This is a genomic window from Pseudomonas sp. PKS (assembly GCF_051913525.1).
Lineage (GTDB): Bacteria > Pseudomonadota > Gammaproteobacteria > Pseudomonadales > Pseudomonadaceae > Aquipseudomonas > Aquipseudomonas guariconensis_D.
Genome location: NZ_JBEGDO010000005.1, coordinates 77,285 through 98,027, shown reverse-complemented (window position 1 = coordinate 98,027; position 20,743 = coordinate 77,285). Strand labels below are relative to the sequence as shown.

Below are 20,743 nucleotides of genomic sequence, written 5' to 3'. Positions count from 1 at the left end.
GTCGCTCAAAACTACATATCTTGATAGCCGGAGACAAGCAGGCCGATGTCATTTAGTCCGGGGCTGTAGCTAGTCCAGTACATAAGTTGGATGTGCGGTTCCTGATTGGAGGGGCGTGAAGATGAATCAACTGGATCGAATTCTCGGTTGCCTGCTGGCCGGTGCGGCTGGCGATGCTTTGGGCGCGGCGGTGGAGTTCATGGATTGGCCGAGCATCCGGCAGAAGTTCGGTGAGCGGGGTATTCGGGATTTTGCCCCTGCATTCGGCAAGCTGGGCGCCGTCACCGACGATACCCAGATGATGCTCTTTACCGCCGAAGGCCTGTTGCGGGCCTGGGTTCGGCACAATTCACGTGGTATCTGCCATCCGCCTTCGGTCATTCATCATGCGCTGCTGCGCTGGTACATCACCCAGGGCGGCAAACCAAAGGCTGAGGTCACGCAGGATGGCTGGCTAATCGGTGTGAAAGACCTATGGTCGAGCCGCGCGCCGGGCATGACCTGCATGAGTGCGCTGGCCGCCAGCCAGGCGTTTGGCGACAAGGCCAGCAATGACAGCAAGGGCTGTGGTGGCGTGATGCGTGTAGCACCGCATGCGTTCTTCCCGCAGGCCTTCGAGTTTGCGGTCGAAAACGCACACCTGACTCATGCCCATCCCAGTGGCTATCTGGCAGCGGGCCTGTTTGCCGACATTCTGCAGCGGATCTTCGAGCAAGGTTGCGACCTGAAAGACGCCATCCGCCAGAGCCTGGCCGAACATGGCCAGAAACCGGGCATGGCGGAAACCCGTGAGATGGTCGAGTACGCCCTGCGCCAGAGTGAGGCCGGTATCGCGCCTACGCCCGAAGGGATTGCCGTGATGGGTGGCGGTTGGGTGGCCGAAGAAGCACTCGGCATTGGTCTGTGGTGTGCCTTGATGGCTAGCAGCCTGGAGGAGGGTATCTGCTGGGCGGTCAATCACACCGGCGACAGCGACAGCACGGGTCTGATTGCCGGCAACCTGCTGGGTATCCAGTTGGGGCCTGATGCCATTCCTGAGCGCTGGCTGGAGTCGTTGGAGTTGCGCGAGGTGATCGAGCAACTGGCGCATGACATCGAGTGGGTACCGCGTACCTATTGCGGGGATTACAGCTCAAATGTGGCTGAGGATGAACGCATCTGGGCGCGCTATCCCGGGTTCTGATAGGGAGCAAGCATGAGTCGCAGAACGCAAAGTGATGCCCTGCAATGGCTGGCCGCTGGATTGGCGGTGTTCTTGCTGGTCAGTGCCCAGGCTCAGGACCGAGACCTGGATAACGACGGACTCTGGGATTACAACCGCGGCGGCATCGACCGGGATGTCGATAACGACGGCACGTGGGATTACGACAAGGGTGGCATCGATCGTGATCTGGACAACGACGGCACTTGGGATCATGGCGCCGGCGGGATTGATCGGGATGTCGACAATGATGGCAGTTGGGACCATGACGCCGGCGGGATTGATCGTGACCTCGACAACGACGGGCTCTGGGACGAGTCAGCTGACGGCATTGATAGGGACCTGGATAACGATGGAGTGTGGGATGAGTGAGTCGCTGATCATGGCTGTCTGTGCTGAATTGACGGTCGATGGGGAGGGGCTGGAGTTGCTTGCGCCGTGCTACATGACTCGTCAGGAAAGCGTGATTGCCAGCATGGGTGTGCTGGAGTGTTTGCGCGAGTGCTCCCCTGGTGCAGTCGAGGGCGCCGGGCTAGTGGCCCTGTCTTGGTACGAGGGCATTGAGCAGTTGATGGAGTCGGTCAATCTTCACCCCTTTGAAGATGCGGCCGGCTATATGCCCACCGGGCATCGGCTGAGCATTCCAGGCGTGCATAACCGCTTGGAAGAAGGCTGCGTAGTGGCTCGCCGAGAGCGCATCAGCCTGACGCGACACTGAGCGTTGGCACGAACTGACCGATCCGGCAAAAAGCCGGGGCTCCGGCTTTACCCCGGCCCGGTCAGTGGATAAGGTGACAGCCATCGCAAATGGCAGGTCGCGGTATCCCAGGGATGGCTCTGCATATGCGCATCGGCATTCGCCGTGTGGCGCTCAGCTTCCCTCCGGTTTCCGTTGTTTCGTTGCCACCCGTGTCTGAATTGGGCTGGCCCGCGCTGCGGCGGGCGGCTGTGGAGAGTTGTGAATGAATGAATTGCAGCAGGCCCTGCTGGCCGCCGTACCTGCCGATGGATCGAGCATTGGCAATCAGTCGCTATTGGAGCGCCTGAAAAGCCAGGTCCCGCAGCTGAGTGAAGAGGCCTTCTGGGCGGCGCGGGATGGGCTGATCGAACAGGGCGTGCTGCAAAAAGGCCGTGGTCGCGGTGGTTCGGTGCTGCGGGCGCAACCGGTTGCCAGCAGCCTGGCTGAGCAAGTGCTAAGCAAGGCGCGCGAGCGTTTAGATCCGGCTGTGCGTGAGGAGGAGCCGGGCGAATATGTTGTCCAGCCCTCAGCTGCCGTCAGCAAGGGCCGGGCGGCCAAGGTACAGCCCGCCACCGGCATCGAGGACATGAAGAAAACCCTCTGGGCCACCGCCGACAAACTGCGCGCCAATATGGACGCCGCCGAGTACAAACACATCGTGCTCGGGCTGATCTTCCTCAAGTACATCTCCGACAGCTTCGCCGGCCGCCGCGCCGAGCTGGAGCGAAGGCTCACCGACGAGAACGACGACTACTACCTAGGCGCTCACGCCCTTGACGGCAGTGACCCCGAAGCACTGAACGCCGAGCTGGAAGACCGCGACTACTACCGCGAGGTCAACGTGTTCTGGGTGCCGGAAGTGGCGCGCTGGGAGTCGATCCGTGCCGCCGCCAAGCAGGTGGATATCGGCAAGCGCATCGACGAGGCCCTGGCCGCCATCGAGGCGGAAAATTCCAAGCTGAAGAACATCCTCGACAAGCGATTTGCTCGCGTCCAGTTGCCGGATGGCAAGCTGGGTGAGCTGGTGGACCTGATCTCCACCATCGGTTTTGGCGAGGACATCGGCAAGGCGCGCGATCTGCTCGGCCAGGTTTACGAATATTTCCTCGGCCAGTTCGCCAGCGCCGAAGGGCGCAGGGGCGGGCAGTTCTATACGCCGGCCAGCATCGTGAAAACCCTGGTGGCGGTGCTCAACCCGCACCATGGCAAGGTCTACGACCCCTGCTGCGGTTCGGGCGGCATGTTTGTGCAGTCGGAGAAGTTCATCGAGGCCCATGGCGGCAAGCTGGGCGATGTGTCCATCTACGGCCAGGAAGCTAACCCCACCACCTGGCGCCTGGCGGCGATGAACCTGGCCATTCGCGGCATTGACTTCAACCTGGGCAAAGAGCCGGCGGATACCTTTGTCCGCAACCAGCACAGTGATCTGCGCGCCGACTTCGTACTCGCCAACCCGCCGTTCAATATCAGCGATTGGTGGCACGGCAGCCTGGAAGGCGACCCGCGCTGGGTGTATGGCACTCCGCCGCAAGGCAACGCCAACTACGCCTGGCTGCAACATATGCTCTACCACCTCAAGCCTAATGGCCGAGCCGGTATCGTGCTGGCCAACGGCTCGATGAGTTCCAGCCAGAACAGCGAAGGCGATATCCGCAAGGCCATGGTCGAGGCCGATGTGGTGGAAGTGATGGTCGCCTTGCCCGGCCAGCTGTTCTTCAACACGCAGATTCCCGCCTGCCTGTGGTTCCTCGCCAAGGACAAGCGCCATGCCCTGAGCACCGCCGGCTGTGATCGCAGCGGCCAGGTGCTGTTTATCGATGCGCGCAAGCTGGGCACCAGCGTTAGCCGTGTGCAGATCGAGCTGACCGACGCCGATATCGAGCGCATCGCGCAAACCGTAGCGGCTTGGCGTGGCGAGCCGCTAACCGAAGGCGGGCTGGTTGGCGACGACTGCAGGGATGCAGGAGGTAGGGCGACGCAGGATGCCAAAGCCGAGTACGCCGATATCCCCGGCTACTGCCGCAGCGTAACCCTCAATGAGATCGCCGAGCATGGCCATGTGCTGACGCCGGGTCGCTATGTGGGTGCCGAGGAAGTAGAGGACGACGATGAAGCCTTTGCCGAGAAGATGCAGCGGCTGACCCAACAGCTTGGCGAGCAGATGCAGAAGGGCGCGGAACTCGATCAGTTGATCCGGCAGAAGCTGGGGGGGCTGGGGTATGAGCTCTGAGTGGCGAACTGCAAGTTTGCTCGACCATTATGAGGTTCGATCCGGGTTATCTAAACCAGCAAAGGATTTTGGCTCGGGCTATCCGTTTCTGACGTTCAAGGATGTTTTTTACAATTACTTCACACCTGAGCACTTGGGTGATTTTGTTCAAGCCACAGAAAAAGAGAGAGAGGGCTGCTCCATCTTGAGGGGGGATGTTTTCCTGACCCGGACAAGCGAAACGATGCATGAACTCGGAATGAGTTGCGTAGCTCTGCGAAGCTATAAAGACGCAACCTTCAACGGGTTTTGTAAGCGTCTCCGTCCCAAGCCAAGCAGTGAGTTGTTGCCGGAGTATGTGGGGTATTACCTCCGCAGCCCTGTATTTAGGCAGGCAGTCTCGGCAATGTCGACAATGTCGACTAGAGCCAGTCTGAATAACGAGATGATTGGGCGGCTGGAGATTTCTTTTCCTCCCAGAGAAGTTCAAGTACGCATTTCTGAGATTTTAAAGTCATTCGACGACCGCATCACCCTGCTGCGCGAAACCAACGCCACCCTGGAAGCCATCGCCCAGGCGCTGTTCAAATCCTGGTTCGTCGATTTCGACCCCGTGCGCGCCAAGGCCGAAGGGCGAGCACGCCAGGATGGCGAGCGCAGCGGGCAACCAAGGATGCCGCAGGCATCCGACTTGCCCAGGCCTGGAGCGGAGGCAGGAGCCGAAGCGCAAGGCCAGCCGGAAGGCGCTATACAGGGAAGTATGAGTGCCGCTGAAGGCAGGATGCCGAAAGCGGCCATGGACGCCACCACCGCCGCCCTGTTCCCCGATAGTTTCGAAGAGTCCGAACTGGGCTTGGTGCCGAAGGGGTGGAAGGTTAAGCCAGTTGGCGATGCTGTGGATTGTTTGGGCGGGGGGACGCCTGATACCAAAGAACCAAGCTACTGGGAGCCAGCCGAGCATTGCTGGACAACACCTAAAGACCTGTCAGGCCTGCAATCCCCTGTATTGCTTCGGACAGAACGCCAGCTTTCGTCTTTAGGGTTAGCCAAGGTCAGCTCGGGATTGTTACCTGCGGGTACTTTGTTGCTGTCTTCCCGTGCTCCAATTGGCTATCTAGCCATCGCCCAGATGCCGGTTGCAGTTAATCAGGGCTATATCGCCATTCCTCCAGGCGGTGAACTTTCACCTGTGTATATGCTGTTCTGGTGTCGTCAAAACATGGAAGGAATAAAAGGTCGCGCCAATGGTTCGACCTTTATGGAAATCAGCAAAAAGGCTTTCCGTCCAATCCCTGCGTTGGTGCCAACAGCTGACGTGCTGGACGCGTTTGCAAATATCGCCGAGCCGCTGTTTGAGCGCTTAATCGAAAACGAACGCCAAGCCCAAACCCTCACCCAACTCCGCGACACCCTCTTACCCCGCCTGATCTCCGGCCAGCTGCGCCTGCCGGAAGCAGAAACCCTGCTGGAGAAAGCCCTGTGAGCGAGAACGTCGGTCAATTGTTCAAGGACTGGATGGTTGCCTCGGGCAAGTCCAAAAATACCGCCAGCAACTACCTCACTGGGGTGAATACCGTTTCCAATCATTGTGGTCGCGATGTGTTTGCCATCGACGATCTCGACGAACTGGAGCGCCTCTATCTGCTGTATGGCCCCAAGGGCGAGCATGCTGCCATTGGAGCCAGCAACAGCGGCAATGTGCAGAGCGGCCTCAAGCAATGGCTGGCCTATAACCGCTATCGCACATCAGAGCCGAGCATTGATCCGCAGGAAGGGCGCCAGCAATGGGATAAGTTTCTGGCGCGCTGGCCGGTGTCAAAGCTGCGCGAGTTGACGCTGGAGCAGTATTACGGCAGCGAGGGTGACGACACCTTCTACAGCTGGATGCGCGACCATACGAACAAGCTCGGGGATTTCAAAGAGGGCTTGATGAGTGCCGGGGTGCGTTTGCGCGGGGCCAATCCCAGGAACGACCCAGGCTCTGATATGCAGAGCGATGGCCAATACCTCTGGTACAGGATCCTCGGCGACAGTGCGCAACAAGCCTTGGATAACCTCAAGGCCGAACTGCTGACGGCTATAGATGCCGTGCAGCAGGGGGATCTTGGCCTGATGAGTGGGCTCAAAAACGCGCCGGGGTCATTGGTTTGGAAGGTGGCCTTCCTTTACCAGAATCGTTCACAGCCCTTGGTCTTGCCGTTCTTCAATCAGAAGCAGTTGAAGCGCATTTTGGGCGCGGGCGCTACTGGTGGTGTCCGTGAGTTACAGCAGCAACTGATGGCCAGACGGGGTGAAAAGGACGTGCTGGAGTTTGCCGCTGAGTTGGAGCGGGAAGCGCTAAAGGGCCAAAACAAGCAGTGCGAGCAGAGGTCTTCCAGTATGAAAAAGAGCGCCACTGCCCTGAACCAGATTCTGTTCGGCCCACCGGGCACCGGCAAAACCTACCACACCATCGACCAGGCGCTGGCCATTCTGGCGCCCGAGTTCCTGGCGCAGAGCAGTGGCAATGACCCGGAGACGCGCAAGCGTCTGAAGGCGGAGTTCGACCGTTTCGTGACCGCCGAGCGGGTGCGCTTTGTGACCTTCCACCAGACCTTCAGCTACGAGGACTTTGTCGAAGGGCTGCGGGCGGACTCCGACACAGAAACCGGGCAGGTCAGGTATTCCGTTGAGTCGGGTGTGTTCAAGCGCCTTTGTGATGATGCCCGCACGCGCCCAGCATCTGAGCTGGGGGTGCGGGCCAATCCTGCCATCTGGAAGATTTCCATTGCCGGCACTGGTGCATCGCCAACCAAGAACTATTGCCTGGCCAACGGTGAGGCGCGTATTGGCTGGGGTAAAACAGGCGATCTGCGTGGAGACTATGAGCAGAATGCGTACTACCAGTCGCTCGGCGGTGGCGATAAAGGCACGCTCAGTTACTTCGCCGAGCAGATGGTGGTGGGTGACATTCTGCTGTGCATCCACTCGGCCGAGCAGATCGGCTCGATTGGCGTGGTGACCGGCGACTACCGTTATGAGGCGCAGGTGCCGGCCGGAGTGCTCGGTGACTATCAGCATGTGCGCTCGGTGCGCTGGCTGTATCGGGATATCAATCTGTCCATTCTGCCGCTCAATGACGAGCGCCAATTCACGCTGAAAACCGTGTATGCGATGAGCCGCTTCACCTGGGCTGATCTGCTGTCATACCTGCAGCAGCAGGGCGTGAAACCGGTTGAGTCGGTGACGGTGGCGGGCGCAGACAGTGAGCCCTATGTGCTGATTATCGATGAGATTAACCGGGGCAATGTTTCCCGCATCTTCGGTGAGTTGATCACGCTGATCGAGGAGTCCAAGCGCGAGGGTGCCGATGAGGCGCTGAGCGTGAAGTTGCCCTATTCAAAGAAGCCGTTCAGCGTGCCGAAGAATGTTTACCTGATCGGCACCATGAACACTGCCGACCGTTCGTTGGCCGGTTTGGATATTGCTCTGCGCCGGCGCTTCGTGTTCCGCGAGATGCCGCCGCGGCCTGAGCTGCTGGATGATGTTGAGGTGGTCGGGCTGAACATTGGTCAGCTGCTGCGGGTGATGAACCAGCGCATCGAGGTGCTGCTGGATCGGGATCACTGCTTGGGCCATGCCTACTTTATGCCGTTGAAAAAGGATGGCTCCCAGGCTCGGCTGGAGCTGATCTTCCGCAACCAGATTCTGCCTTTGCTGCAGGAGTATTTCTTCGAGGACTGGCAGCGCATCGCCTGGGTTCTGAATGACCAGCGCAAGGCGCCAAACGATCAGTTCATTCAGGAGCGAACCAGCTTCGCTGAAGCACTGTTTGGCCGGGACGTGGGGCAAGGCTTGGCGGCTAGCTACTGGACGCTTAATGATGAGGCGTTCGAGCGAATGGAGGCCTATATCGGCATTCTCGATGCCTCACGGGTGACTGCTGAGCGGGTGGTAACGCGCGAAGCGGTGCAGGGTGAGTTCACCTTGCGAGAACTGGCCAGCGGCTCCGTTGAGGTGTGGCGTGCGGATACCTTGCTGCAGCCGGCCAAGCCCATTTTGCGCCAGTTGGCTGAACAGCTTGGCGTTAGCCAGCAGAACAGCAGCGGCAACCCTCTGAATACTAGAAGCCTGGGGCGCCACCTGATCGATCAGCTAAGCCAGGGCAGGGCGTGAAAGCAACCGTCACCATCCGCGAGTACGCTCGCCTGACTACGGCCGAGGTTGAGCCCACGTTGGATGTGGCTCAGCTATCGCAGAGCGCGTTCGACTGGCTATGTGAGCTGAGCGCCAGCTTCAGCCGTAACGGCGCCACGCTGCTGCAGGTGGACGGGCGGCATGCGTTGAAGTGGGACTCTTACGTAGGGGTGGTGGAGACGCCCTGTGGCACGCGCCTGGAGATTCTGCCCAAGCACCATGAGCAGGACGATTGCCTGCTCAAAAGTCGCCAGTTGCTGCGTAAGCTGATCCAGCAGGCTCTGCAGCTCAAGCCCCGTGAGGCCTCGGTGGCCAGCTTGGAGCTGTTCGATGCGCCTCTCAGCGAGTGGGTAATGGGGCAGTTCTTGACTGAGCTGGATTTGCTGGTGAAGCGTGGCGTGCGCTTCGACTATCAGCGTATCGAGGAAGAGCAGCGATTTCTGCGCGGCCAGCTCAATGTGGTGGCGCAGATGCGCCAGCCGCCGGGACGGCAGCATCACTTCCAGATTCGCCACGATGTGTTCTTACCTGATCGTGCGGAAAACCGCTTGCTCAAGCTGGCGTTGGAGCTGGTGGCAAAAAGCACGCAGGATGCCGGCAACTGGCGCCTGGCCAATGAGCTGCGCTCAATGCTGGCCGAGGTGCCCGCCAGTCGTCAGGTGAGCCAGGATCTGCGCGCCTGGAGCCGCGACCGGCTGATGGCGCATTATCAGGCGATCAAGCCCTGGTGCGAGCTGATCCTCAATCAGCAGATGCCGATAGCCGTGAGTGGCGAGTGGCGAGGGATGAGCCTGCTGTTCCCAATGGAAAAGCTATTTGAGTGCTATGTGGAGGGCTGGTTGCGGCAACGCTTGCTGCACGGTGCGAATCTGACCTCACAAGCCAGCCAGCACCACCTGTGCGCGCATGACAGCGGAAAGATGTTCTGCCTGAAACCGGACTTGCTGATCGACACGCCAGAGCAGCGTTGGATTCTTGATACCAAGTGGAAGCGCATCGATGCCGGTAAACCTGAGAAGAACTACGACCTGAGTCAGAGCGATTTCTATCAGCTGTTTGCCTATGGGCATAAATACCGAAGAGGCGACGAGGTGCCGAGGCTGGTACTGATTTATCCGTATTGGTCTGGTCTTCAGAAAGCGCTGCCGATGTTTGATTACGGCAAGGGCATGCAGTTATGGGTGTTGCCCTTCGAGTTAGATAGCGACCATTTGCGGGACGCTGAGTCCGTTGGAGTACCTGTGCGACAGGAAAGTGGGGTCGTTGCGGAGCGCAGTCAGTTAATGGCTGTTTGAATCACCTGAATTAAGAAAAAGGCCCGCAGAGGCCGCTGGAAAACAAGCAAGGCTAGGGCTATGGACTATTCGAAGTGGTTGGACCTTTGGGATAAGGCAACACCCGAGCAGCTGATTGCTCCCGTGTTCGTATTTAGTCTGGTGACGGTGCTGTGCCTTTGGTACTTGCTGCGTTACTTCCTGCGGTCGTTTGCATTGAGCCGCCGCTTGAAGAAGCTCACGCGGCAGGTGCGGGCAATCAAGGAGCTGCAGCCAGCCAAGCGCCGTAGCGAGCTGGAGCAGCTGTTCCAGGAGCATACGCTGGGGCATGCCTGGCAGGAGTATGCCGAGACGCTGCATGACCAGTTCGAGGTGCGCGAGGGTGAGCAGCGCTTGTTGTGCTCCCGTGCCACGGCGGGTGCGGGACATTTCTTCACCGCGCAAACGGTGGTGGAGACGCCGCTGGGTACAGAGTTTTACAAGCACTTGCCGGGCATCCTGACGGGGATCGGGATTGTCGGCACTTTCTTCGGCTTGATGCTGGGCCTGCAGCACTTCGACCCCAGCACGCCCGAGCAGGTCAGCTCCAGCGTCGATCAGTTGCTCAAAGACGTGCTATTTGCCTTCCTCGGCTCCTTCTTCTCGATCTTCGCTTCTATTGGCGTGACTCTGACCGAAAAGTGGCGCCTAGGCCGCTGCTACAAGCATCTGGAAACCCTGACTGAGAGTATCGATGGGCTGTTCGACAGTGGTGTGGGCGAGGAGTACTTGGCGGAGCTGGTGAGGTCGAGCAACGAAAGTTCGATTCAGACCCGTCAGCTCAAGGACAGCCTGGTCACCGACCTGCGTGAGATGCTGCAGAACCTTGTGGATACCCAGGTGCGTGAGAATCTCAAGTTGGCTGATACCCTTTCGGCAAGTTACCGCGACTCTGGTCAGGTGCTGGCCGAGCAGATTGGCGGTGCCCTTGAAAACAGCCTCAAGTCTCCCCTGGAGGCCATCGCTGGAGCGGTGAATACCGCCAGCGGCGACCAGAGCAGCCAGGTGCAGAGCCTGCTCACCGATGTGCTAGCAGCCTTTATGAGCAAGCTGGAAAGTACCTTTGGTCAGCAGTTCAATGGCTTGCACGAGATGCTGGGGCAGTCGGTAGCGGCCATGCAGTCCATGCAGCAGGGCTTCAATGAACTGGTCGGCGACATGCGCTCGGCCAGCGAGGCTTCATCTCAGAACAGCGCCAAGATAATCGCGCAGCTGCTGGCCGATATGCAGGCCGGGCAAAACAGCATGCAAGCCGGGATGAACGAGATGCTGGCCAACCTGCAGACCTCCATCGCGCGTATCGGCAGCGAAGGCGAGGGTGCTGGCGAGCGGATGGCCAAGCAGCTGGAGAAGCTGTTCGCCGACAGCGAAGCGCGTCAGCAGGCCATGGCGGCGAATCTGCAGGCCTTTGTCGAATCCATGCAGCAGAGCATGGGCCAGGGCCAGCAGGAGACCATGGCCAAGATCGCCGGCTCGGTGGAAGTGTTGGGCGAGCGGTTGGGTGGCTTGTTCAAGCAGCTAGAGCACAACCGCACGCAGATGGATCAGGCCAGTAAGGTCGCCCAGGTCGAACTGCACCGTGGTACGCGCGAGATGGTTGGCGGGCTGGAAGAACAGGTGAAAACCCTGCTGGATGCCGTCGCCGATCAGCAAGGCGCGATGCAGGAAAGCCTCAAACTGCTGGGAGCGCAAACCGAGCAGCACCTGCAGAGCATGCAACAAGGTGCCGAGAAGATGCGCCTGGCAGCCGAGCGCTTCGACAGCGCCGGGCAGAGCGTGAGTAAAGCCGGCGAGGCGACTGCGGGCGTGCTGGGTGCCCTGCAGGGCACTAGCGGCGATCTGGTTGGCGCTTCCCGCGAGCTGACCAGTGTTGTGGCTGACTATCGCAATAACCGTGAAGCACTGAGTCAGACGCTTGCGGTCATTCAAGGTGTGGTCGCCACTACTCAGAGTGAGTCCGCTGGGCGCAGTCAGTACCTGCAGGATCTGAAGCAGCAAGGCGAGCGGCTGCAGGCGCTTAACCGTGAAGTGAACGACTACCTGGAGCAGATCAGCGCCGTGCTGGGCAAGGGCTTCAACGAGTTTAGCGAGGGGGTAGATCGTAGCCTGCGGCAGACGCTGGGTAGCCTGGATGCCGAGCTGCACAAGGCGATGACCAGCCTGGCCGGTGGTGTCGAAGGGGTCAAGGAAAGCCTGGAAGACTTCAGTGACATCATGGAGAGCGTTCAGCGCCGCTGAGGGGGGGTAGAGCATGTTCGGCAAATCAGCCGCTCCCGCGCGGGCGCGTGACGAAGGCGAGAAGCCTTTCTGGATATCATTCGCCGACCTGATGACGGCGATGATGATCTTGTTCCTGGTGGTGATGGTGGCCTCGCTGAGCTCGGTGACGCAGCGCATTCAGCAGGCTGAACAAGGTGAGAAACAGCGTGGCAAGGACATCGCTAAGCTCTGCCAGGACCTAAAACTGAGGGCCGGAGATCTTAACTCCACCATCGTGGTGGACTGCCGGGATAACCGCATTAGCTTCGGTGAGGCTGGGCGCTTTGGCCACAATCAATACTTCCTCAACAGCCAGGGGCAACAGGCCCTGCAGGATGTTGTGCCGTTGATCTTGGATGCTGCTGACAGCGAAGAGGGGCGCAAGTGGCTCAAGCAGGTGGTGATCGAGGGCTTCACCGATACGGACGGCTCTTACCTGTACAACCTGCACCTCTCCCTGCAGCGCTCGGAGTGGGTGATGTGCAGTCTGCTCGATAGCCGCAGCCCGGTGCAGAAAGGGCTTTCAGCTGAGCGTCAACAGCAGATTCGCTCCATGTTCCTGGCTGGCGGTGTGTCGTTCAACAATGCCAAGGAAAGCAAGGAGGAGAGTCGGCGGGTGGAGCTTCGCATGCAGTTCTTCGGGCTCAAGGACCAGGAGCATGAAGGCCAGGAGCCGGCGCTTGAGTTTGCCTACGCGGCAAACGAAAAATGCCAGTTGGAGATGCGCTAGATGAGCCGGGCTCTGTCGTCTCTGTCGGCGGCCATCGCTTCCGGCTTGCAGCGCCAGAATGAGCGCAGCGGCGATGTTGGGCTCAGTGGCTTGGTGGCGCTGAAGCGCGCCAGCACAGAGCTTTCTCGGCGCTTTGATCAGGTCGAAAAAGCCCTGGCACCGCCCCGTGAGAAACGCTTGCTGGCACTTGGCAAGTTCAAGCGCGAGCAGGCGCTAACTTCATCGGAGTGGCGCCTGGTTTTTGCCGGGTTGGCCGATGACGATGAGGTCAGTGTTCCGGTGTTGGAGGACGATCAGCTGTTTGACCGTGTTCATCGGGAAGTGGCTGGCCGTATCGAGCAGCGGTCACTTAGCCGCCGCGACTGGCTGGCGCTGTGTTTCAGCTACTTTGCCTACGATGAGCACAAACCCGATGACAACGCGAACTGGCGGGTGCTGCGTGACGATATTGATCGCGGCTTTGATGCTGTCAGGCAGCGTATTGGTCGCGAGAAAGAGTGGATGCGCATTGTAGCTGAGCATCGCGAACTGTTCGGCGCTCAGGCTGGAACTCGTCTGGCGGGGGAGATATTCGAGGGCAGGGCGCGTGACCTTTCCTCTCTGCAGGCCATTGCCCAGGTGCCGGATAGCAGTTGGTTGTGGCAGCGGATTTTTGCGGTTCTGCTTTCGCGCATTTTCCTGCTGGATGACGAAACCTTCCTAAAGCGCCTGCCGGAGTTGGTAGCTCTGGGGCAGCTGAATACGCGCTATCTCAATCAGGTGCTGAGTGCCTGCCTGACTCGTTATCACCGTTCGCGATATCGCGAGCAGTCGTCCTCGCTACTCAAGCAAGCTGCGTTGGAGCACTGGGGTAGCCCGCAGATGCGTTCCAAGCAGAATGCCTGGTTGCAATATGTGGAGCAGCCTGTCTGCGCCATGGTGGTGGCCTGGTTCGCCAAGGAAGATCTGGAGCACTTCTTCACCTTGCTCAAGGGCGAGGCGGAGGTCGATCAGTCGCGTTTGTTCTACTGGCTGCGCTTTGCCAATCAGATGAGTTATACGCGGATTGTGATGGGTGGTGATGCGTGGCATGACCGGGGTAGTGATTTCGTGGCCTTCCGCGAGAAAAACAAAGGGCGCTTGAGTCAGCTTACCGGCGGGCCGAGCCACAACAACGCGGTGGTGATGCAGATCGGCAACTACTTTTTTGTCGAGTTCTCCGGTACCGGCAATGCGTGCTACGTCTATCGTGCCGATGCCGCTCCATTCAATCCGGACAAACAGGTGCTGGGGCTGGCAACTGAGCTGAAGCAGCAAGGACGGGCGCTGAAGCGTATGTCCCACTCTCCAGCCCCGCGGCGACCCAATGTGGTCGAAGGGTGGCTGGATAAGTTTGATGACGAGCTCCGAGCGTTGGGAATTGTCGCGCAGTGTCCCGCTTCATATACGCACCCCCGCGTTTCCGAAGACAAGCCCGCCGCCCCAAGTGCTGCGTCTGCATCTGTTGCGGGTGATTCGCTGGACGTGCAGGTTAAGTCGATGTTGGGCAGTGTGCCCTATAAGACGTTCGACCACCGCTCGACTAGCGGGGTCTACCAGGTTTTGCTTGCCAGGGATGATGCGGCTGCCAAAACAGCGCTGCTGCGCCTCGGCTTCAAGGCTGTGAAAAACAATGCACTCATGTTCTGGAGGCTTTGATGCTCGGCCGATTTTTTCCCGGGAAGGATCGTTCTCAGCCCGCCAAGGGGGCAGCGCCTGGTGCTTACCAGATCGAAGAGCAAGGTCTTTGTTATGCCTTGAGTCTGGCCGGCGACGATGCAAGCTGGCCCGTCGCTGCCTACCTGGACCAGCTCTTTGAAGAGGACTATGCCAGCCAGCTGAGTGATCGCTGGTTGTTGCCTTGGGAGTCGATCTACCAGCTTTTGGATGATTCGGAGCACGCTAGTAGCCTTCCCTTACTTGGCTTGCCCGCGATTTCCGACCTACAGCCACAGTTGGCCAGTACCGGTGGCTTATCGGATCCGGATTTCAAGGTGTTTATCCAGTCCTGGCGTAACCCGCGGACGGGTAACCCGATTACTTTCGAGCGTTCTGGCGCCGTGGTGCGCTACGCCAGCACCACTGAGCTGCTTCCGCGAGCGGTCTGGGAGCTGTTAAAGGCCATTCGAGATTTGCATGCCACTCAGCAGCAGGCTCCGGGAGAAGTCGCCAACCAGATCGGCTGGGCCAATATCCGTAAGTTGGCCAAGCGCGCTGGTGCGGGATTGGACGGGTTCCTCGACAAAACTGTGGTGGTCAAGCCTGAGCACTTGAAGCTGAAGCCGCGTAAGGCAGTTGTCGCCGGTACGCCGATTATCGAGTTGGATGTCGCGTTTGATGGGCAGCCTGACAATTGGTTGGCCAGTTTCGATGGTTACAAGCAGGTGCAGGATAAGTACAGGGTGCCGGGTGCCGATGGAACGGTGACGCACGTGCTGATTGAGCCGGATGTAAAGGCGGTGCTTGAATCTGTTCGCGCGTTACCGGGGCGGCGGGTAGCCGGTGATGAAGCGCTGTCACTGGTGCGCAACCCCTACAGCGTGATCGGGGATGCGGCCGAGAAGGTTGTTGATGCGGACGAGTATGAGGAGCAGCTGGCTGACGCGGGCATCTACTTCCATCGTTTTCGCCTGGAACCTTGTCTAGGCGAAGACGGCAAACATATTCAGTCGATTAGTCTGTTCCTTGAGCCTATCTCGTCCAAGCCGCTACCCGAAATTGAGCTGCGCTTCGATTTTGCCCATGAGTTCGCACCATTCGTGAATGAGCTGCAGGTGAAGTTGGCAGCTGGTATGCCCGCGGGATTCTGGCAGGGCTATGAGCTGGAGCTGAGTGACTTCGATCTCGCGCAATTGGCAGGGGTCAATGAGCTTTTGCGCCACTGGCAGCGCCAGGAGGCCGGACAGACATTCGAGGCGGTGCTGGATTTGGCCTCGTATGGTGATCGCGTCGTCGGCATTGGTGAGGCGGAGCGCATTACATCCCCATTTTTGGTGAAAGAGGCAACGGAAAACTGGTTGCCGACGGATGTGAAAGAGCTTGGGGTGGATAGCGAACTGCTCAGCCAGTGGGATCCTGCCAGCCGCGAAGATTTTGAAGAGTTTGAGCACCGCATCGACCAGGCGCGTATGGCGGGTGATGAACAGGTATGTCTACCGGGTACTGAAACCCCCCTACCTTTCCAGGTCGCGGAGCAGCTTTATGAAGCCTGGTCGAAGAAGCTTAATCCGGTCGAGCCAAAACCACCTGTTGTGACTGAGCCCGTAGCTGGTCGTGCGGTGCTGCATATCGAGCACAACATTGAGGAAGCGACCTATGCCCAGCGCCGTGAGGCGGCTCTGCTGGCGGGGCGGCATGCCAACGCGGATATTCCAGAACTGCTTCGCCCCGAAGTTCAACTGCGCGATCATCAAATGAAAGGTGTGGCGTGGATGCAGCACCTGTTTGGCTTATCACCCGATCATGTCGCGGGTTGCTTGCTTGCCGATGACATGGGCTTGGGTAAGACCATTCAACTGCTGACCTTCGTTGTTTGGTATTTGGAGCAGAATCCTCAGGGTAAACCGGTCCTGATTGTTGCCCCCGTTTCCCTGTTGGATAACTGGGAGCGTGAGCTGCAGCGCTTCTTCTATGCGGATGCATTGCCGGTACTGAAGCTTTATGGCGGCGCGCTCAGCGCTGTGAAGTTCAAGAAGGACGAGATTCCCGGGGATCTGCAGGCCAAGGGGATAAAAAATCTTCTTCGGCCGGGTTGGATGGGCGATGCTCGTATCGTGCTTACCACCTATGAAACCTTGCGTGATCAGGAACTCTCCTTGGCACGGCAGCAGTGGGCTATCGTGATCTGCGACGAGGCGCAGAAGATCAAGAACCCGGCGGCGCTGATCACGCAAGCGGCGAAAGCTATCCCCTCGCGATTCCGTATCGCCTGCACGGGAACGCCGGTGGAGAACACGCTGATTGATTTGTGGTGTCTGTTCGACTTTATCCAACCGGGCTTCCTGGGGGGGCTGAATCAGTTCGGACGGGAGTATCAACGCCCCATCGAGGCCGGCATGGAGCGGGACACGGCGGCGCTTGAGCGCCTGCGTAGACTTATCGAACCTCAGACTTTACGGCGTACCAAGCAGGATGTGGCGAAGGATCTCCCGGCCAAAATCGAGGACCAGGGGTGCCGCAAGCTGCTGATGCACACATTGCAGCGCAATCTCTATTTGTCCGAGGTGGCCCAGTACACACAGAAGCAGCAGATGCAGGAGCAATTGGAGCAGCGGGAGAGCGGCATGCTTGGCCTATTGCACAGGCTCAAGTTGGTGTGCGCGCACCCGTTCAGCGTGCAGCCTGATCCACGCTTGAGGGAGCACTCGCCGAAACTTCAATGGCTCTTAAGCACGCTGGATAACATTGCGCGTTCGGGCAGCGGCGATAAGGTCATCCTTTTCACCGAGTTGCGGGACATCCAACGTGAATTGCAGCATGCAATTCAGCAACGCTTCGGCTTCAAACCCACTGTAATCAATGGTGATACCAGCACCAGCAGCCAGAGTGCGCATAGCCGGCAGCGACTGATCGACCGTTTTCAAGAGCAGCCTGGTTTCTCGGTGATAATCCTCTCCACTGTTGCAGTTGGATTTGGTGTGAACGTGCAGGCAGCCAACCACGTTATCCATTTCACTCGCTGCTGGAATCCGGCCAAAGAGGATCAGGCAACTGATCGCGCTTACCGGATTGGTCAGGAGAAGGACGTGTACGTCTATTACCCGACTGTGCGTGATGACGGGATGCCTACATTTGAGGCGACGCTGGATGAGCTGCTACAGAAGCGACGCGCGTTGGCGCGGGATATGCTGCATGGGGCATCTGAGCTTCAGGTATCTGAGTTTGGGGAACTGTTAAGGGCGCAAGGATGAGATTGAACAATGACTGAAGATCAGCTGGAGCAGGAAACCCTCGGCTGGCTCAGTGATGTGGGGTACACGCATCTGTATGGCCCGGATATCGCCCACGACGGCGATAACCCCGAGCGCGAGAGCTATCGCGACGTGCTCTTGACCATGCGCCTGCGCACGGCCATCGCGCGGCTCAACCCACAGGTGCCGTTGGCTGCGCGCGAAGATGCGCTGCGCCAGGTGCTGGAGCTGGGTGTGCCGGTGCAGCTTTCGGCCAATCGTCTGTTCCATCGCCTACTGGTCAGCGGTGTGCCGGTGCAGTACCAGAAGGACGGCGAAACACGCGGTGACTTCGTACGCCTGATCGACTGGGCGGATGTGCGCGGTAACGAGTGGTTGGCGATCAATCAGTTCAGCATTCAGGGGCCGAAGCACACGCGCCGGCCGGACATCATTCTGTTCGTAAACGGCCTGCCGCTGGTGCTGCTGGAGTTGAAGAACCCGGCGGATGTGAATGCCGACCTGGTGAAAGCGTTTGATCAGATCCAAACCTATAAGGAACAGATCCCGGACGTTTTCCACTACAACGAGATTCTGGTGATCAGCGATGGCAGCGAGGCGCGTATGGGCTCGCTGTCGGCGGATATCGAGCGCTTTGCCCGCTGGCGCACCATCGATGGTGTAACGGTCGATCCGCTGGGTGAGTTCAACGAGTTGGAGACGCTGGTGCGTGGTGTGCTGCAGCCGGCGATGCTGTTGGATTACCTGCGCTATTTCGTGTTGTTTGAGGATGACGGCCGGCTGGTGAAGAAGATTGCCGGCTATCACCAGTTCCATGCCGTGCGAGCGGCCATCCAGCAGGTGGTCAGCGCCTCGCGCCCAGGCGGCACGCACAAGGGCGGGGTGGTCTGGCATACCCAGGGATCGGGTAAGAGCATCACCATGACCTGCTTCGCTGCGCGGGTGATGCAGGAAGCGGCGATGGAAAACCCTACCATTGTGGTGATCACCGACCGCAATGACCTGGACGGCCAGCTGTTCGGCGTTTTCTCGCTGTCTCAGGATTTGCTGCGTGAGCAGCCGGTGCAGGTGACCACGCGTGGTGATTTGCGCGAGAAACTGGCCAATCGCCCCAGTGGCGGCATTGTTTTCGCCACCATCCAGAAGTTCATGCCGGGCGAGGATGAAGACACTTTCCCGGTGCTTTCGGAGCGCTCGAACATCGTGGTGGTGGCCGACGAGGCGCACCGCACCCAATATGGCTTCAGTGCTTCGCTGAAAGTGCCGGACCTTAAGGTGGCCGAGGCCAGTGCCCGCTATCAGGTGGGCTATGCCCAGCACCTGCGCGATGCCTTGCCCAATGCCACCTTCGTGGCTTTTACCGGCACGCCCGTGTCCAGCGAGGACCGCGATACCCGTGCGGTGTTCGGCGACTACATCCACGTCTACGACATGCAGCAGGCCAAGGAAGATGGCGCCACCGTGGCCATCTACTACGAGTCACGCTTGGCCAAGTTGTCGCTCAAGGATACGGAGCTGGCGCATATCGACGAGGAAGTCGATGAGCTGGCCGAGGATGAGGAAGAGGATCAGCAGTCGCGCCTGAAATCGCGCTGGGCCGCGCTGGAGAAAGTGGTGGGCGCTGAACCACGGATTCAGAGCGTGGCGGCTGATCTGGTTGCGCACTTCGAGGAACGTAACCAGGCGCAAAGTGGCAAGGCCATGGTGGTGGCGATGAGCCGCGAGATTTGCGTGCACCTGTACGACGCGATCATCGCGCTGCGCCCGGAGTGGCATGACGAGGACCCGGAGAAGGGCGCGGTGAAGATCGTCATGACCGGCAGTGCTTCGGACAAGGCGCTGCTGCGTCCACACATTTATCCGAGCCAGGTGAAGAAGCGCCTGGAAAAGCGCTTCAAAGACCCGAAAGACCCGCTGCAGCTGGTCATCGTACGGGACATGTGGCTGACCGGCTTCGATGCGCCCTGCGTGCATACCCTCTATGTCGACAAACCCATGAAGGGCCACAACCTGATGCAGGCCATCGCCCGGGTGAACCGCGTGTTCAAGGACAAGCAGGGCGGCCTGGTGGTGGATTACATCGGCATCGCCAACGAGCTGAAGGCAGCGCTCAAGGAGTACACCGCCAGCAAGGGCCGGGGGCGACCTACGGTCGATGCCTATGAGGCCTATGCCGTGCTGGAGGAAAAACTCGATGTGCTGCGCAGCCTGCTGCATGGCTTCGATTACAGCGACTTCTTGACTGGCGGGCACAAGCTGCTGGCCGGTGCGGCCAACCATGTGCTGGGGCTGGAGGATGGCAAGAAGCGCTTTGCTGACAACGCACTGGCCATGAGCAAGGCCTTCACCCTGTGCTGCACGCTGGACGAGGCCAAGGCGGTGCGTGAGGAAGTTGCCTTCCTGCAGGCGATCAAGGTGTTGCTGACCAAGCGCGACATCAGCGCAAAAAAGAAAACGGATGAAGAACGAGAGCTTGCGATCCGCCAGATCATCGGCAATGCAGTGGTTTCCGGTGAGGTGGTGGATGTGTTCGAGGCGGTTGGCCTGGACAAGCCCAACATCGGCCTGCTCGATGACGAATTCCTCGCTGAGGTGCGCAACCTGCCGGAGAAGAACCTTGCCGTGGAGCTGCTGGAACGGCTGCTGGAAGGCGAGATCAAGAGCAAGTTCGCCAGCAACCTGGCCCAGGAGAAGAAGTTCTCCGAACTGCTCGATAGCGTGATCAAGCGCTATCAGAACCGCTCTATCGAAACGGCTCAAGTCATCGAAGAGCTGATCGAGATGGCCAAGAAATTTGCTGCAGCGAGCAAGCGCGGTGATCAGCTGGGGCTCAATGACGACGAACTGGCCTTCTACGATGCCTTGGCCAACAACGAATCATCAGTACGCGAGCTGGGTGATGAGACCCTGGCGAAGATCGCTCATGAGCTTACCCAAAGTCTGCGCCAGAACGTGACCGTGGACTGGAGCAACCGCGACAGCGTTCGTGCCAAGTTACGTCTTTTGGTTAAGCGCATCCTGCGTAAGTACAAGTACCCACCGGATCAGCAGGAGGAAGCAGCCCAGCTGGTGCTGATGCAGGCCGAGACGCTTTGTGAGGCGTGGATGTAACGATGGAGAACCAGCAAGGATCGCTGTTTGACCAAGCGCCTCAAGCCTGTGTTGACCCACCTGCTGCTTCATGTGAG

General features: G+C 59.2%; 12 protein-coding genes. All 12 read left to right on the top strand.

The features are described from left to right. Window positions 1–121: 121 nt before the first annotated feature. Complete coding sequence (locus ABOA88_RS07380) at window positions 122–1,183, top strand: ADP-ribosylglycohydrolase family protein (RefSeq protein ID WP_144188610.1); 1,062 nt, start codon at window positions 122–124, stop codon at window positions 1,181–1,183. A gap of 12 nt (window positions 1,184–1,195) precedes the next feature. Next, complete coding sequence (locus ABOA88_RS07375) at window positions 1,196–1,573, top strand: hypothetical protein (protein ID WP_238706592.1); 378 nt, start codon at window positions 1,196–1,198, stop codon at window positions 1,571–1,573. Next, window positions 1,566–1,919, top strand: coding sequence for a hypothetical protein (locus ABOA88_RS07370; RefSeq protein ID WP_144188609.1), 354 nt, complete (start codon window positions 1,566–1,568; stop codon window positions 1,917–1,919). Before ABOA88_RS07375 ends, ABOA88_RS07370 begins: the two co-directional genes overlap by 8 nt. 244 nt (window positions 1,920–2,163) lie before the next feature. Next, window positions 2,164–4,170 carry a type I restriction-modification system subunit M gene (locus ABOA88_RS07365; RefSeq protein ID WP_144188608.1) on the top strand — a complete coding sequence of 669 codons (2,007 nt, stop codon included), beginning with the start codon at window positions 2,164–2,166 and terminating at the stop codon, window positions 4,168–4,170. Then, a complete protein-coding gene (locus ABOA88_RS07360; RefSeq protein ID WP_144188606.1) occupies window positions 4,160–5,632 on the top strand; it encodes a restriction endonuclease subunit S in 1,473 nt (490 codons plus the stop codon). The genes ABOA88_RS07365 and ABOA88_RS07360 overlap by 11 nt, the downstream gene beginning before the upstream one ends. After that, on the top strand, window positions 5,629–8,304 hold the full coding sequence (locus tag ABOA88_RS07355; protein ID WP_418948339.1) for an AAA family ATPase: 2,676 nt from the start codon (window positions 5,629–5,631) through the stop codon (window positions 8,302–8,304). Before ABOA88_RS07360 ends, ABOA88_RS07355 begins: the two co-directional genes overlap by 4 nt. Beyond that, window positions 8,301–9,620: an McrC family protein gene (locus ABOA88_RS07350; protein ID WP_144188604.1), complete on the top strand. Its 1,320-nt coding sequence runs from the start codon at window positions 8,301–8,303 to the stop codon at window positions 9,618–9,620. The genes ABOA88_RS07355 and ABOA88_RS07350 overlap by 4 nt, the downstream gene beginning before the upstream one ends. Window positions 9,621–9,680: 60 nt before the next feature. Next, window positions 9,681–11,876: a type I Zorya anti-phage system protein ZorA1 gene (gene zorA1, locus ABOA88_RS07345; RefSeq protein ID WP_144188602.1), complete on the top strand. Its 2,196-nt coding sequence runs from the start codon at window positions 9,681–9,683 to the stop codon at window positions 11,874–11,876. A 13-nt stretch (window positions 11,877–11,889) separates the two neighbouring features. Next, window positions 11,890–12,627: a type I Zorya anti-phage system protein ZorB1 gene (gene zorB1 / locus ABOA88_RS07340; protein ID WP_144188600.1), complete on the top strand. Its 738-nt coding sequence runs from the start codon at window positions 11,890–11,892 to the stop codon at window positions 12,625–12,627. Further along, window positions 12,628–14,304, top strand: coding sequence for a type I Zorya anti-phage system protein ZorC (gene zorC / locus ABOA88_RS07335; protein WP_144188598.1), 1,677 nt, complete (start codon window positions 12,628–12,630; stop codon window positions 14,302–14,304). Next, window positions 14,304–17,555, top strand: a complete 3,252-nt coding sequence (zorD, locus tag ABOA88_RS07330) for a type I Zorya anti-phage system protein ZorD (protein ID WP_144188596.1) — start codon at window positions 14,304–14,306, stop codon at window positions 17,553–17,555. The genes zorC and zorD overlap by 1 nt, the downstream gene beginning before the upstream one ends. Window positions 17,556–17,564: 9 nt before the next feature. Next, the gene (locus tag ABOA88_RS07325; protein ID WP_144188594.1) at window positions 17,565–20,666 is read left to right on the top strand and encodes a type I restriction endonuclease subunit R; all 3,102 of its coding nucleotides are present in this window, start codon (window positions 17,565–17,567) and stop codon (window positions 20,664–20,666) included. Window positions 20,667–20,743: the final 77 nt, after the last annotated feature.